Genomic DNA, 15,611 nt, shown 5'->3' with positions numbered 1-15,611 from the left:
TACTCACATCCTTTTTAAAAATAAGTCTCAAGCATACTGTGTCATCAGTATGCTTGAGACTACGTCAACTATGCTGATAACAAATGTCTAGGCTCATTCTTTAATATGTGCAATTTCTTTAGCTAACGCCTTTTTCATACGTAAATTGCCTTGTCGCGAAATCATAATCCGTTGTGCTTGTGGTGAACCAGCTCCATGCATCGATTCTGTACGATAACCAACCGCCGCTGTTCCCAAGCTCAAGTTTTCAATTAAACGTAAAATTTTCAACCGGTTTTCCGTAGATACAGAAGCAACCCCACGTAAATATTTATCAACATACGGTCCAATCTTGGGATCACGCAAATCTTTTTCAGATGGTGCTGTTACCATTAATCCACCTGCAATATCTTCCGCTAACCGAACTATTTCATAGGGGAACCGAGTAACATTCTGTTTGCATACATTCGCTAACAATAAATCAATCAAATAATTTCCTGATTCCGTCTTTGTACCTAAAGCAGAGCACGCAATGCCACAAGCAAATAAGGTTTCATTTAAATGCTGCATTTCAATAATTTTATCCTTTATGTGCGATACTTTCGGGCATCCGTTATAATCAGCTGCTACTGCCGCAGCACCAATCAAGACATCACCTACACCAACTTTACAACCACCATAAGATTGACGATGATATCCAGCAAAGCGTTCTACCAAGACACCAGCAAATTCAAATTCACCATTTAAATAAATTCGATCATTCGGAATAAATACATCATCAAAAATAACCAATGCTTCCATACCACCAAAAGTAGGGTTGCCTGTATCCATTTCAGCCCCTTCTAATTTACGAGTATCGCAAGATTGCCGACCAACAATCATGAAGATACCTTCAGCATCAGTTGGACATGAAAAAGCAACTGCATAATCTTTATCATCTTCACCCATAGCCATTGTCGGCATAACAATAACTTCGTGCGAATTAATAAAACCAGTTTGATGTGCTTTTGCTCCACGAACCACAATGCCATCGGGACGTCTTTCGACAACATGTAAAAATAAATCTGGATCCGCTTGTGCATGCGGTGCCAACCCACGATCACCTTTCGGATCTGTCATAGCACCATCTACAGTATAATCAAGCTCTTGTACATTTAATAAAAACTTTTTAAAATTTTCATGATAGGTAGTACCATATTTCTTATCAATGTCATACGTAGTGGAAAATACAGCATTAAATGCATCCATCCCTACACAACGTTGAAAACATGCTGCGGTTTTTTGTCCCAATAACCGTTGCATTTTCACTTTATTCATCAAATCCTGTGTGCTTTGATGAATATGCGTGAATCGATTCACACGTTTTCCCGTATAAGGAGAAACAGCGGTCATCAAATCTTGATATTCTGGTAACTGGGCCAAATCATAAGTCATTTTCACAGAATTTAATGATGGACGTAAAATCGGATCATCTACGGGACATTCGATTTTCTTTCCAAACATATACACCTGCATGTTCAATTTTCTCATACTTTCTACATACTGTTCACCTGTCATTAATGCCATATTAATCATCCTCTCTATAAATATAACGGCTTATATAGCACTCTATTAGTGCGTCACTAATGTATATGCAAAAATTGTGCCAACTCGCTTATTTCTTTTCTTTTTCATGCATTTTTTTCACGTTATTCATGTTAAAAAGTCATATATATAATTCCTATATATATATATATATGACTTTTTCATGTATATAATTCTATTTTTAAAACAAAATTCGATTTATCTTGTTGCATTTTTAAAACAATCAAGATATTTTTTTCACAATTGAAACGGTAATGAAACTTATTTTCTATTAGGCTGATGTATCTCTCTTTGTACTACTGTTTTTTACCTCATCTGTTATTTGGCACAAATCTTGCATATATTTTATTAAATACTAAAAGGAGGTTTTCTGATGCCTACATTAACACAATTGGAATCTTTATTTAACGAAAAAATTAGACCATCCCTCCAATCACATGGAGGAAATGTAGAAATTATTTCATATGAAAACAACCATCTACATATTCGTCTTACAGGACAATGCAGCGGCTGTCCTTCCGCGTTAATAACTACAGAGGAATTAATCACACAAACCGTGCAAGAGCATTTTCCAGAAATCAAACGTGTACAATTAGCCTTTGGCGTAAGTGCTTCGTTAATCGAAACAGCCAAACAAATGTTACAAAAATCTAAAGGTGCGAAACACTCATGAATGTGGGAATAAAATATTGTGGAGGCTGTAATTGCCGTTACAACCGCACACAAGCAGTAAATAACTTTATAAAAAATCATCCGCACTATACCTATATCTATGATCCGGAAACGCAATATTGCGATATATGTTTGGTCATTTGCGGCTGTCCTACCGCATGTCCAGAAGTAACTGCGTTATTAACAAAACAAGTTAAATTCATTACTTCTCCACACCAATTAAATACCCTTGATTTGTCTATAGACTCTCTAGAAAAAAAACTTCCTCCCACAAGCATTCCTATTTTCTTACATCAAACGTATACACAATCTTACCCACTTACATGGAAACAACTACAAGATTATCACGCTTTTAACAATACACTTATTGGAAAAACTACCCCCATCATGAGAGAAAATCCCATGATACCAAAAGCAATCTTTATCATGCTCATAACACAAACATTGCAGTCATTATATCCCCATCCAGAATTACAAACAGTAAAACAGACTTTATCTTTTTACTTATCTATGAAAGTTCCGCAAACCATCAAAATAACCTTGCAATTACAGTCCCTACTAGAAAAGGAACGCCAATACAGCGGATTGTTATCTTGCACGGGATATACCAATACGGATGTGCCTCTATTACGTGGACATATTCGTTGTCACTTTCCTAAAAACATATTTATTTATAAAAGCGAGGTTTTATTATGACAAATTTAGAAACATATAAAAAAATTTTTATGACTATTTTAAAAGTAACAGAAAATGAATTACCTGGTTTAAAATACCGCAGCATCAAAACATGGGATTCGTTAGGTCATATGACATTAATGGAGGATATAGAAGAAGCATTTGATATTTCAATTGACACACCCGATGTATTAGCCTTTAGTTCCTTTGAAAAAGGATTAGACATTTTACGCAAATACGGTGTAGACATATAAATGAACATCTTAGCAAATCACATCGCCTGTATAACCGATCCGCTAACGACTAGCAATTGTTATATCATTTCTATGGAACAACACGCCCTTATTATTGATCCTAATCTTCCCGATGCGATTATATCTCATCTTACCGCAAATCATTTATATCCTGAGTTAATTCTCCTAACCCATGAACACTGTGATCATATTTCTGGCTTAAATCGTCTCCGCGAAATATATCATTGCCCTGTATTAGCCAGTACTGATTGTAGTAACGGTATTCAAAATAGCAAACGGAATATGAGTCACATTATGGAAACGTATTTATATTTTCGTACCCATCAATTATGTACCACCCCTTATCCCGAATTCACCTGTGCCCCTGCGGATATTACCTTTGTCAATACGCATGCCTTTACATGGAATTCTTATCACTGTGCCTGCCTCCAAGTACCAGGACATACCTTAGGTAGCACTTGTTTTATCTTTGATCATTCCATTTTATTTTCTGGTGATTATTTGATTCCAGGCGAACAAGTAATTACTCGTCTACCTGGTGGCGATCCCCTGGCATATGAAAAAAAGGGCAAACCTCGCTTGCAGTCCTTACCACTCTCTTTACTCACCTATCCTGGTCATGGTTCCCACTTTATTCTTACGGAGGAACAAAAACATGCTTACGGACTATGAAAATTGGCTTTCTTTTTCCCCATATCGCATTTCCCAACAAGAAAAAGAAAGCCTTTATCTTCCTTATTTAAATGAATTAACAGACTATCATCGTCACCAGTGCCCCCCTTATAACCACGCACTCCAAATATTTAATTATAAAAAAGCTACAACCTTATCAGAAATACCCTTTATTCCTATATCTATTTTTAAAAATATGACGCTAAAAAGTATTCCTGAAAAAGATATTTTTAAAATAATTACTTCGTCTGGAACATCAGGACAAGCGGTATCTCATATCTATTTGGATCAAAAAAATGCCCAAACACAACAACAAGCGCTATGCGTTTTAGGTCAACAAATACTAGGGAGCAAACGCTTACCCACGCTTATTATAGATACCCCAGAAGTACTAACAAACAGAAAAAGCTTTAATGCTCGTAGTGCTGCCATTTTAGGTTTTTCTCTATTCGCCAAAAAAAAATATTTTGCCCTCCATCCAGATTTATCCTTAAATATGGATGTATTAAATGAAATAAAACAATATGCTACGCAACCATTCTTTATTTTTGGTTTTACTTTTATGATATGGCGTTATTTTTATGAAGCTTTACACCAATGTCAGTATACGTTAGATTTATCTAATGCTATCCTGATCCATGGAGGAGGTTGGAAAAAAATGTCCCACATTGCCGTTTCTCCTAATACATTTAAAACAAATTTACAAAATCAAACCCAACTACGCCATATTTATAATTATTATGGCATGGCTGAACAAACAGGCTGTATTTATATAGAGTGCGAATATGGTCACCTTCATGCCTCAATATTCTCCGATATCATTATACGCCATCCTCAAACCTTTGTGCCCTGCAAAACAAACGAAACAGGTATAATCCAAGTACTAACCCCCTTAGCAACGGCCTACCCTGGGCATAGTATCCTTACCGAAGATAGAGGAATTCTTCTAGGCATAGATGATTGTCCCTGTGGCCGAAAAGGTAAATATTTTAATGTCCTAGGACGCATTCCACATACCGAACTAAGGGGGTGTAGTGATGTCTATCGATAACGCCTATAAACTATTAGCTGGTCACATCCCGCAAAAAACGATTCCTGCTGTACCATTTTCTCCCATCGTCCAATCCTTTATTGCTGACTTCAGAACCCAATTATTAAAAAATCCTTCTTTATCACCTGATTGGAAAAGCCTAGCTTTTTGGTTACGCCCTCAACAAATAAAAAAATGGCAGACCAACTTACAACAACCTCACTATCGCTTGGGACGCGGCTTATCATTCCATATTCCACCTAGTAATATACCCACAGTTTTCGCCTATAGCTTTCTCTTATCCTTATTAAGTGGTAATGGCAATATCATCCGTATTTCTCCTCGTATATACAACCATGCCCAACAAGTCATCGCCATCCTGCAAACAGTATTGCAACAACCACAATACGCCGCTTTAAAACAACAAAATGCCTTTATTTTATACGATAAAGACCCAACTCTAACGGCATACTTTTCTCGTCTTTGTGACTGTCGCATCCTCTGGGGAAGTGATACAACATTAACCAATATACGACAAATTCCCTTACCTCCCCATGCTATAGAACTCGTATTTAGGGATCGCTCTTCTATTGCCATTATCTATGCCCAAACATTACTACAACTATCACACGAATCTCAAGAAACGGCAATACACCATTTCTATATGGATACCTATCACGTTGATCAGAATGGTTGTGCCTCCCCTCAAATTATCATTTGGGTTGGTACTCCCCAAGATTGTCATCAAGCAAAAAAAATATGGTGGTCTTTGCTCGCTCAAAAAAGTTCTTCTTATAAATTAACCAGCGATAAAGTAACATTAAAATATAATCAATTATGGAAATATGCACTATCCTTGAATATTCCCGGCAGTATTTCCACCTATACTAATTTCTTATATGTCTATACCTTATCCACGTTACCTCAAGACATAAGTACCTTGCGTGGTATTAGTGGTCTTTTTTTTGAAATAGAATATGAGGATATCCATGAATTTTGGCCTCATGTAAACAAAAAAATACAAACCGTTACAACTTTCGCCAAAGATATCATATCATTACGTCGACAAGTAATCGAACAACAACTCGCTGGTATAGATCGCATTGTTCCCTTTGGTCAAGCCTTAACGATGGATATTATTTGGGATGGCATACATATTATTGACACATTATCTCGTTACATTCATTAGGAGGTTTTCATTATGTACTTTTTTGATACATTTACCCCTCTCTCTACCCGTCCACTCTGTACAGATGATACCAATCATTTATATTCCTATAATGATTGGTATACGCATGCGGCATGCCTTGCAACATATATTCCCTCACGCACTTTAGTTGCCATTTTCTGTAATAATACGGCTGGTTCTTTATTATCTTATTTATCTTGCTTACAAAACCGTATCGTTCCTATTATGATAGATTCAACACTTGCACCAGAATTGCAACAACATATACTATGCCAGTATCAACCCGAATACATTTTCCAACCACGCCAATCCACCACAATCCCCCCCTTATATACTATTGCCGATTACGGCGTTTATAAAAATCCAGCTCCCGCCTGTAAACTATATAAAGAACTAGCCTTATTATTAACCACCTCCGGTAGCACGGGAAGTCCCAAATTAGTTCGCCAAAGTTATACAAATTTACACGCAAATGCTACTTCTATTGCCACCTATTTAAACTTAACGTCTAACCAATACCCGATATCAACCCTACCCATGCATTATACCTTTGGTTTATCCGTTATCCATAGTCATGTATATTGCGGTGCCGCAATTCGCTTAACTCAGCACACCTTATTTGAAAAAGAATTTTGGCACATTTGTCAACATGAAAAAATAACCTCTTTAGCTGGGGTCCCATTTACGTACGCCTGTCTAGATAAAATCGGCTTTACAAAAATGAGTCTCCCCCATTTAACCTTATTAATTCAAGCTGGTGGTCGCCTTGGCAAACCACTACAAGAAAAATTTGGCACCTTTGCCCAATCGTCAGGCAAACAATTTATCGTGATGTATGGTCAAACTGAAGCAACTGCACGGATGTCTTACTTGCCCTCTGATCAATGTTTAAAAAAACTAGGCAGCATCGGCATAGCCATCCCTGGTGGAACCTTTAAAATCATGGAAAATAATCATACGGAAATTACGGAAGATCATATTTCAGGCGAATTATATTATGAAGGAAAAAATGTAACCCTCGGCTATGCCCAAACTCGTGATGATTTAAAAAAGGAAGATGAATTTAAAGGAAAGTTATTTACAGGAGATATCGCCTATAAAGATGAAGATGGATATTTTTATATTGTTGGCAGAAAAAAACGCTTTATAAAATTAGCGGGAAAAAGATTTAATTTAGATGAAGCCGAACAAATTCTAAAAACCAAAATAAACTCTCCCCATATAGCATGTACTGGAACAGATGATTATCTGCAAATTTTTGTTACAACAATAGATTCTATTCCCACACTTCATACTACCCTGAGTGAAACTTTTGGCTTACATGCTCAACAGTACAAAATTAATGTCATCACCAAAATTCCTCTTAACTCTTCAGGAAAAGTGCAATATACTCAATTACCCACATCATTACAATAAAGTATATAAAATTTTCAAAAAAAATATATATTTATGCTATAATAAAATTATCATTAGTTCTCTGTGTACAGGGGGATATAGTGTATGATTAAACAAGAATTTTTCTCAACTATCGAAGATGCTAACACCCATCTAAATGCCATTATTGAACACTCCTTTGATGGTATATTTATTACTGACAAAGATGCCTATGTCTTACGAATAAATACCGCCTATGAATCTATTACCGGCTTAAAAAAAGAAGATGTCATCGGTAAAAACATGAAAGATCTCGTAACACAAAAAATAATCTCTGAGTCGGCATCACTTCTAGTTATTCACAAAAAAAAACCCGTTACCTTACAGCAGAAATTTAAAACGGGCAAAGAAGCCTTAGTGACAAGTTCCCCTATTTTTGACACCCAAGGTAATCTTATTATGGTCGTAACAAATGTTCGCGATCTAAGTGAAATTTACAACTTAAAAGAAGCGGTAGAACGAAAAAATGCAACAGTAGAGCGACTTCGTTTAGAATTAACGCATTTACAAGAAACGCTTATTAAAGATGAGCTAATTATAAAAGATGAATCAGCCTTACAATCTGTATTACTGGCTAATCGTGTTGCCCCTTTAGATACAACCGTTTTATTATTAGGTGAAACGGGTGTAGGAAAAGAAGTGTTGGCTCACTATATTTATCAGCATAGTCACCGCTGTCATGACAGTTTTATTAAAGTAAATTGTGGGGCTATTCCAGAAAACTTAATAGAAAGTGAATTATTTGGTTATGAAAGCGGCGCTTTTACAGGTGCTAACCGCAATGGAAAAATGGGCTTATTTGAATTAGCTAATAAAGGCACTCTTTTCCTTGATGAAGTAGGCGAATTGCCAAAAGACATGCAAGTAAAATTATTACGAGCATTGCAAGAACAGGAAATTATGCGCATCGGTGGCACAAAACCTATAAAAATCGATACACGCATCATCGCTGCCACCAATCGCAATCTTAAAGAAATGGTTCAACAAAAGTTGTTCCGTGAAGACTTGTACTATCGTTTAAGTGTATTTCCCATTGCCCTTCCCCCACTTCGTTTACGTCAAAAAGATATCATCCCCTTGGCTGAATCATTCTTAGCTAAATTAAATCAAAAATATTCTTTTCATAAATCATTTTCTTCTTATTCCTGTCAAGTCTTACAAGAGTATAATTGGCCTGGAAATATCCGCGAATTAAAAAATATAGTAGAACGAGCTATAATTATTAGTCCTGAAAATAAAATCGAACCAGAGGATTTACATATTTTACGTCCTCCATCTACTAAAGACTTATCGGATAAACTCGTCCCATCAAGCAAACATATCGCAACACAAGCAGTAACACCACAAAAACTTCCACTCAATCTTGCTGAAGTATTAACTTCTATTGAGTATATGTATTTACAACAAGCCTACGAGCAAGGCCGAACGGTGCGAGATGCCGCTAAATTATTACATATTACCCCTTCAAAATTTGTCCGCCGCCGAAAACGATGTCAAGAGATGTTATCTTCCCATATTATTGACATATGACAATAATATTTTTTATAATAAAACCAGCTCAGGCAAGGAGGAATGTGTGATGTCACGCCCCCAACATGGTAGAAGAATCTGTTCCTTACCCAAAGCAAAAGAATTTTTTCCTTTAAAAAGTACAACAGAAAACCCTGGATACATTACCCTCGGAATTGATGAATATGAAGTAATTCGCCTCATTGATCTAGAAGGACTAACACATGAAGAATGTGCCCATCAAATTCAGGTGTCTCGTACTACTGTCACCGCAATATATAAAAAAGCGAGATACAAATTAGCACGTACCCTCGTAGAAAATCAAAAACTACGCATTGCAGGAGGAACAATCAAGCTATGTGCAAATGCACAAACCTGCACGTATCCATATTGTGCAATAAAAAAAAGATAATTAAAGGAGATGTCTCTTATGAGTGAAAATTGTAATAAAGAAGCTTGTTCAGCTTGTCCATCAGTTGGAGGTTGTCATAGTACCCCACAAAAACCAACTACCCTTCCACCCAATCCAAACAGTAAAGTAAAGCACATCATTGCCGTTGTAAGCGGGAAAGGTGGCGTAGGTAAATCACTAGTTACCTCGCTCATGTCCATCCAAATGCAACGACAACATCTAAAAACAGCTATTTTAGATGCTGATATTACCGGTCCATCTATTCCTAAAGCATTTGGAATCACCGAACATGCAAAAGGTGATGACAAGAACATTTTTCCCGTTCTCAGTAAAACGGGCATAAAAATCATGTCTATGAACGTGCTATTAGAAGATCCGGCCGTCCCCGTTGTCTGGCGTGGTCCAGTTATTTCTGGTGCCGTCAAACAATTTTGGACAGATGTATCTTGGGGTGATATAGACTATATGTTTGTAGATATGCCCCCTGGAACGGGAGATGTCCCTTTAACGGTTTTCCAATCTTTACCCATTGATGGCATTTTAGTCATTACCTCACCACAAGAATTAGTTTCCCTCATTGTAGAAAAAGCATTAAAAATGTCTACCATGCTAAAAATTCCGGTTCTCGGATTAATCGAAAATATGAGCTACTTTGAATGTCCCGATTGTCATTCACGCCATGAAATATTTGGCAAAGGGCAAACCCAATTATATGCCGACCAACATGGCATTGCTCATGTAGCAAAATTGCCTATAGATCCAACGCTAGCACAGCTCTGTGATCAAGGCGATATTGAATTATATAAAGCCAATTATCTAAAAGAAACAGCGGAATATATTTTAGCCAAAGTAGGTATTTAAAAATATACCTAAAACATAGGCTAAGGAATAATAAAAAGCATCATCTCTATAAAGAGATGATGCTTTTTTATCGTTTAAATCACGGATCATCTTCCAATTGCAAAAAAAAATAAACCGTATGATTTTTACTATATCACCCATATTTCCTCAAAAAAGATTAATATATCCATTAATCGCCCCTTGCGGTCTATAAAAAAGCTTCGTCTGAAAAGCCCTACTTCTTATGCAACTGTACCTCTATTTTATCCTATCCGCTCATTTTTCACGTAATCTTACACCATGAATTTCAAGTCTTAATAGCTACAATGATTAACGAATAATACGCTTACCATCCGTACTATCATATACAACTACCCCAGATATAATTGTTTGCTTTACTTGCAACGTATCCCCATCTAAAACCAAATAATCAGCTACATATCCTTCTTGCAATTCACCGCGATCCTTATACCCTAAACATTGTAAAGGAACCGTTGATAACATATGCATACACTCGGTAAACGAATATGTCCCTTCTTTCAAAAAATCACATACAGCCGTCATAAACGATGCTGCCGTAGAAGAATCTCTATTAAGCACAAGCATAGAACTAGCATCAAGACAGCCATTAGTCATAACTCTTGCACCTTTATTACTAAACGCAGTCGCTTCTGCATACCTAGGAACAAATGCCACAATTCCCTGAGATGGCAATACTTGCTGCCAATGCCGACACCCTTCTTTTTTACAGTCTACATTGACATGAACCCAGCCCGGTACTACAAAACCACCATTTGCATCCACTATTTCCGTACACATTCTTACACGCACTTCGTTTCGAGGAATAATTTTCCAAATAGCTTCTTCATATAATAAAACATAACCCGACAATAACTTCCCCTTTGTTAATATAACGCCATCAATAACTGCTTTCATATGCACGAATCCTTTCTTAACCGACAAATAATGGTGTCTTATTTTCATCTGTTATCCACTTTATGTGCATAACTTAAATGGTGTATATTTAGCTTAATTACGCTATTTTTTTTACCTAAAAGAACTAACTTCCCAAGTTATCCACATTTTATAAACTTTTTATCAAAACCAAAATGAGGTATCCTTGCCCTTTATAAAACATATCCACATATTGTTCACAAATTGTGGATATGTAGTGGATGAATAAACTATATCTCATCAATATCGACTGGTCTACTCCAATCAATATATATGTTTGCACGTGTCCAAATATAACATAAGGACAATTTAAAAATTTCTAAATTGCTAGTAGGTACAGCACAAATCATTTTATAAGTTGTTAATCCTGTAAAATAGTGAAATTCCTGTTCTTTCGTCAAATAATCTACTACCCGTTGACACACTTTATCCGCTGAAAAATGTGCTTTTACTTCCTTTGTTTCTGTATTATATTCAATGTATCCATTATCATTCGCACCAGTATGTGCAGCAACTTTATATATTGACATGTCGGTCCCCCTATTTAATCTTTCTTATTATTAATATCCTTATCCAATAAAAAACCTTTTATTATCACTTTATTGCCAAACCGTTCGTGTAATCTATCCAATGTATAATTTAATTTTTCTTGATTTTCTAATTTTTCTGTCTTATCTGAAAAAAGCACCGCTTGTCGTTGATAAACACACAAATGGCTTATGCCTAACCCTAATAATCGTATGGAACCCGGAATATTACTCTTATTATATAACTGCAAACTTATATTATATAATTCTATTTCATCATAAAAGCCATCTTGTTTACTCGTCAATGAACGAGTAAACGTATAAAACAAATGGTTTCTAATCTTTAATGTTATCGTTCTGCCCATTACCCCTTGCTTACGAAGTCTACCTGCCACTTCATACGCCAATATGCGTAATTTTTGATATACTTCTTCTCGTGTAACTAAATCCTTTGTATAAGTATGTTCATAACTAATTGATTTAAGCTCTCGTTGGGAAATAATAGGTCGTGTATCCACTCCTTGTGCTAATGCTTTCAAATGCTTGGCCTGCTCTCCTACCGCTTGTCGCAATATTGCAACAGACGCATTTGCTACATCGCCAATGTGGCTAAGCCCTAATTTTTCTAATTTTTGAGCGGTAATCTTTCCCACGCCCCAAATCCGTTTTACTGATAAAGGATATAAAAATTTTTGTTCCTGTCCATAAGGAACAAAAACCAATCCATTCGGCTTTTCTATATCTGAAGCAATTTTAGCAATAAATTTATTCGGCCCAATACCTACCGATGCTACTAATCCTATATGATTCAAAATATCTTGCTTAATTTCTCTTCCCATATCTGTATATTGAGAATACTTTCGTTCCATACCCGATATGTCTAAAAAAGCCTCATCTAAAGACAATCGCTCTACTTGCGGTGAATATTGCTGAAAAATTTGATATATCTGTTCTGATATAAGCTTATAATAATCAATTCTAGGTGCTATAAATATTCCCTCAGGACAATATCGTTTAGCTAATTTCATACTCATTGCCGAATACACGCCAAATGCACGTGCTTCATATGATGCCGTTGCCACTACACCTCGGTCAAAAAGACCACCTACAATAACTGGTTTTCCTCTATACTGAATATGATCTCGTTGCTCAATCGATGCATAAAAAGCATCCATATCTACATGCATAACCCAACGTAAGCCCATATCGTCCTCCTTATTAGGATATTTTTATTATACACCGATTTTACCTCCCAATATAGATAAAATAATTTTAATCTACCATCTTTCTCATATAATGCAAGCAAATTTCCTACATACTTATTTATTAATATTTTCAATACTTGTTTATTCAAAAAAACTATAATATATGATAGTATAAGAATATACAAAAGAGGTGAATATGTCATGGATTTGTTCCAATTGACCTACTTCGTTGAAGTGGCCCACAAAAAAAGTTTTACAAAAGCATCCAAAGCTTTACATATAAGTCAACCATCTATTAGTAAAGGCATCAAAGCACTAGAAGAACATTGGGATGTGCAACTATTTAATCGCAAAGGAAAATCAATCGAACTCACTGAACGTGGTGCTTATTTGCTCCCCAAAATAGAAGAAATTATTAAAAATTTTTCTAGTTTAAAAGAAGAAATAGATTCTCCACATTTATTAAATACAGGAAAATTAGCCATTGGTATACCTCCTATGGTTGGGTCTTCATTTATATCTCCTTTTATCACTCATTTTATGTCACTTTATCCCCGTATCGAATTAGCATTAGCAGAAGTCGGCTCTAAAGATGTTATCTCGGCAATTGATGACGGCTTAATCCAAGCAGGAATAGTAGCATTACCTATTCAAACAGATATGCCCTACAATTTTTTTATTTTTAATCGCGAAAATCTTCAAGTTGTTTTATGGCCAACTCATCCTTTAGCTAAAAAAAGTGAATTAACCTTGGAAGAAATAAAAGATGAACCACTTATTTATTATCCTAATTCTTTCACTTTATATGGCTATATACGCTCTTTTTACCAAGATATTATAGCTCAACCAAAGATCGTCTGCCAAAGTAGCCATTGGGATTTTATTTCTGAAATGGTTCATTCGCAATTAGGTATTGCATTGTTACCTCAAAGCATTTGCAAACGAATAAAACCTGAAACAGCACTTTGCATTCCTCTATCAAAGCCCGTTATTCCCTGGACCTTAGCCATGATTTGGAAAAGTAAAGGATTTTTATCCCATCCAGCACAAACATGGGTGCAATCATTTAAAGAATATTATGGTAAAACAAATGCAAACAAATAATTTTCAGGCAAATAAATCACTGCTTTTTATATAAAAAGCAGTGATTTTATTTTTCCAATATTAGGTACTATTAGTTATTTTTTTCTTATGCTTATAATGTCGTCGTATAGACTTTTCAATAGCCTTTTTCTCTGCGATACTAGCCGCATCATCTTGAGCATAACTATCACCATTTTCATAATTAATAACTACACCCGGCTCTATATTATACACAAAAACATTAAAATGTAGACGTCCCGAATCTTCTATCGAGTACCCTTCCATAATAACTCCTCGTGCCACTAATTCTCGCTCTTTATAAATCGGTGTTACGCGATAAGCGATATGGAATCCTCGCTTCGCCGTTTCCGCCACTCGATTTTCATACGGCAACATCAAGCGTTTATTAAAATACTCTGTACCCGTAATTAAATTGCGCCGTTCTGCATTTAATCCAGATAATTGATATCCCAATAAATGCGAGCGATTATACAAGTATCTATTTTCAATAAAATCATATCTAATCGTTCTCCAGCCAGAAGGTCGTACCATGCCAATACCTTCTCGCGGCACATGCGGTAATGTTTCGGGTCCTACAATCATAAAGTTACTTCGACATCTACCGTATGCATCCATTTCAGACAATTTAATTGTCCCTGCTTTTTTATTTAAATCACTCTTTGAAAAAAAGGGAACATTTCGATTAATAAGGTAATAATCATGTCCATTATAATCAGGAACATTCTTTCCAGCCAAATATACATCTTTTAATGTGCCTGAAGGTTCAACTTGTTCATCTACATTTTTCGTAACAGCTTGCACATATTCATGTACTTGTGTCGCTGAATCAGTCTGCTGGCTTATCTTACTCCCATAGCTTCCCCAAGTTACTAAAAATGCCGCCATCAATAGTAAAAATAATTTTTTCATTTTCTTTTTTCCCCCCTCCCATCACGCATATACACGCTAATCTTGAATAATTTCACATATACATGGTTCCGTATTAAGCAAAAAAGAAATACGCCGATCGCAAACTCGCCAAATAATAAATATGAGTGCTAAACTAATCCCCGTTCCCACTACAATAGAAGCAAATACGGGGCTTCCCCACAAAAGCGAAACATAATAGCCGACTAATCCTCCTAGAAATAACAAACATAAGGGTAAAATAAAACAGACAAAGGCTCCTAAAATTAAATGTCCCTCTGGCATGTAATATCGTACAGCTTGTCCTTTTTTAGCTTGCACTAAATTTCGTGCTTTGACAACCACTCGTTCCACGCCTATACAAGAGCTACAAGCACTAAATAATTGTTCTCTACTTACTTTTATACTAGCATATTTATTGTCAATAATCTCTTCAACTATACCTTCTCCTAATTTCATATGCATCCTCCAAATTATAATCTAATCCTATGTTTACAGTATAAGATTATAGTAATAATTATAAAAAAAAACGTCAAGAGAAAATGTCCTGATACATAAAATTTTAATACGATAATTTACTATCTACACTGCCTATATATTCCAAATAAATACTAGCAAATAAAAAAAAGAATACCGATATATCGGTACTCTTTTTTAATTTAATC

Annotated in this window: 17 protein-coding genes; 11 read left to right on the top strand and 6 right to left on the bottom strand. The window is 35.7% G+C overall.

Annotated elements, in window-relative coordinates; translation table 11 throughout:
* Window positions 1-93: 93 nt before the first annotated feature.
* Window positions 94-1,545 (bottom strand): 4-hydroxyphenylacetate 3-hydroxylase family protein, encoded by a 1,452-nt coding sequence (locus HMPREF3182_RS02090; protein WP_007392699.1) that lies wholly within the window; start codon window positions 1,543-1,545, stop codon window positions 94-96.
* 391 nt (window positions 1,546-1,936) lie between these two features.
* Between HMPREF3182_RS02090 and HMPREF3182_RS02085 the strand changes: the two genes are divergently transcribed.
* From HMPREF3182_RS02085 to HMPREF3182_RS02040, 10 genes are all read left to right on the top strand, one after another.
* Window positions 1,937-2,236, top strand: a complete 300-nt coding sequence (locus HMPREF3182_RS02085; protein WP_062485258.1) for a NifU family protein — start codon at window positions 1,937-1,939, stop codon at window positions 2,234-2,236.
* Window positions 2,233-2,931 carry a hypothetical protein gene (locus tag HMPREF3182_RS02080; protein WP_062485256.1) on the top strand — a complete coding sequence of 233 codons (699 nt, stop codon included), beginning with the start codon at window positions 2,233-2,235 and terminating at the stop codon, window positions 2,929-2,931. Before HMPREF3182_RS02085 ends, HMPREF3182_RS02080 begins: the two co-directional genes overlap by 4 nt.
* On the top strand, window positions 2,928-3,164 hold the full coding sequence (locus HMPREF3182_RS02075) for a hypothetical protein (RefSeq protein WP_007392692.1): 237 nt from the start codon (window positions 2,928-2,930) through the stop codon (window positions 3,162-3,164). The genes HMPREF3182_RS02080 and HMPREF3182_RS02075 overlap by 4 nt, the downstream gene beginning before the upstream one ends.
* Window positions 3,165-3,836, top strand: coding sequence for an MBL fold metallo-hydrolase (locus tag HMPREF3182_RS02070; RefSeq protein ID WP_062485255.1), 672 nt, complete (start codon window positions 3,165-3,167; stop codon window positions 3,834-3,836).
* Window positions 3,820-4,887, top strand: coding sequence for a LuxE/PaaK family acyltransferase (locus HMPREF3182_RS02065; RefSeq protein ID WP_062485254.1), 1,068 nt, complete (start codon window positions 3,820-3,822; stop codon window positions 4,885-4,887). The genes HMPREF3182_RS02070 and HMPREF3182_RS02065 overlap by 17 nt, the downstream gene beginning before the upstream one ends.
* The gene (locus tag HMPREF3182_RS02060; protein WP_062485252.1) at window positions 4,874-6,055 is read left to right on the top strand and encodes an acyl-CoA reductase; all 1,182 of its coding nucleotides are present in this window, start codon (window positions 4,874-4,876) and stop codon (window positions 6,053-6,055) included. The genes HMPREF3182_RS02065 and HMPREF3182_RS02060 overlap by 14 nt, the downstream gene beginning before the upstream one ends.
* Before the next feature lie 12 nt (window positions 6,056-6,067).
* Window positions 6,068-7,471: an AMP-binding protein gene (locus HMPREF3182_RS02055; protein WP_062485250.1), complete on the top strand. Its 1,404-nt coding sequence runs from the start codon at window positions 6,068-6,070 to the stop codon at window positions 7,469-7,471.
* Between the two features lie 84 nt (window positions 7,472-7,555).
* Window positions 7,556-9,019 carry a sigma-54 interaction domain-containing protein gene (locus HMPREF3182_RS02050; RefSeq protein ID WP_062485248.1) on the top strand — a complete coding sequence of 488 codons (1,464 nt, stop codon included), beginning with the start codon at window positions 7,556-7,558 and terminating at the stop codon, window positions 9,017-9,019.
* A 49-nt stretch (window positions 9,020-9,068) separates the two neighbouring features.
* Window positions 9,069-9,410, top strand: coding sequence for a DUF134 domain-containing protein (locus HMPREF3182_RS02045; protein ID WP_062485246.1), 342 nt, complete (start codon window positions 9,069-9,071; stop codon window positions 9,408-9,410).
* Between the two features lie 18 nt (window positions 9,411-9,428).
* A complete protein-coding gene (locus HMPREF3182_RS02040; protein WP_062485245.1) occupies window positions 9,429-10,271 on the top strand; it encodes an Mrp/NBP35 family ATP-binding protein in 843 nt (280 codons plus the stop codon).
* Between the two features lie 309 nt (window positions 10,272-10,580).
* Here the strand turns inward: HMPREF3182_RS02040 and HMPREF3182_RS02035 are convergent, their stop codons facing one another.
* The 3 genes from HMPREF3182_RS02035 to dinB form a co-directional block, all read right to left on the bottom strand.
* Window positions 10,581-11,186 (bottom strand): amidohydrolase family protein, encoded by a 606-nt coding sequence (locus HMPREF3182_RS02035; protein WP_007392687.1) that lies wholly within the window; start codon window positions 11,184-11,186, stop codon window positions 10,581-10,583.
* A 248-nt stretch (window positions 11,187-11,434) separates the two neighbouring features.
* Complete coding sequence (locus HMPREF3182_RS02030; RefSeq protein WP_007392698.1) at window positions 11,435-11,734, bottom strand: hypothetical protein; 300 nt, start codon at window positions 11,732-11,734, stop codon at window positions 11,435-11,437.
* 14 nt (window positions 11,735-11,748) lie between these two features.
* Window positions 11,749-12,936, bottom strand: coding sequence for a DNA polymerase IV (gene dinB / locus HMPREF3182_RS02025; protein ID WP_007392702.1), 1,188 nt, complete (start codon window positions 12,934-12,936; stop codon window positions 11,749-11,751).
* 201 nt (window positions 12,937-13,137) lie between these two features.
* On the opposite strand from dinB, the gene HMPREF3182_RS02020 reads away from it, so the two are divergent.
* Window positions 13,138-14,040 carry a LysR family transcriptional regulator gene (locus HMPREF3182_RS02020; protein WP_062485243.1) on the top strand — a complete coding sequence of 301 codons (903 nt, stop codon included), beginning with the start codon at window positions 13,138-13,140 and terminating at the stop codon, window positions 14,038-14,040.
* Between the two features lie 60 nt (window positions 14,041-14,100).
* Here HMPREF3182_RS02020 and HMPREF3182_RS02015 read toward each other — a convergent pair whose 3' ends face one another.
* Entirely contained in the window at window positions 14,101-14,949 is an 849-nt protein-coding gene (locus HMPREF3182_RS02015) for a DNA/RNA non-specific endonuclease (RefSeq protein ID WP_007392695.1), read from the bottom strand.
* A gap of 36 nt (window positions 14,950-14,985) precedes the next feature.
* Entirely contained in the window at window positions 14,986-15,405 is a 420-nt protein-coding gene (locus HMPREF3182_RS02010; RefSeq protein WP_007392694.1) for a SoxR reducing system RseC family protein, read from the bottom strand.
* Between the last annotated feature and the right edge of the window lie 206 nt (window positions 15,406-15,611).

The organism is Megasphaera hutchinsoni (assembly GCF_001553405.1).
GTDB classification, from domain to species: domain Bacteria; phylum Bacillota; class Negativicutes; order Veillonellales; family Megasphaeraceae; genus Megasphaera; species Megasphaera hutchinsoni.
Note: the sequence above shows the minus strand (reverse complement) of the source record. Positions and strands in the feature narration are given on the sequence as shown.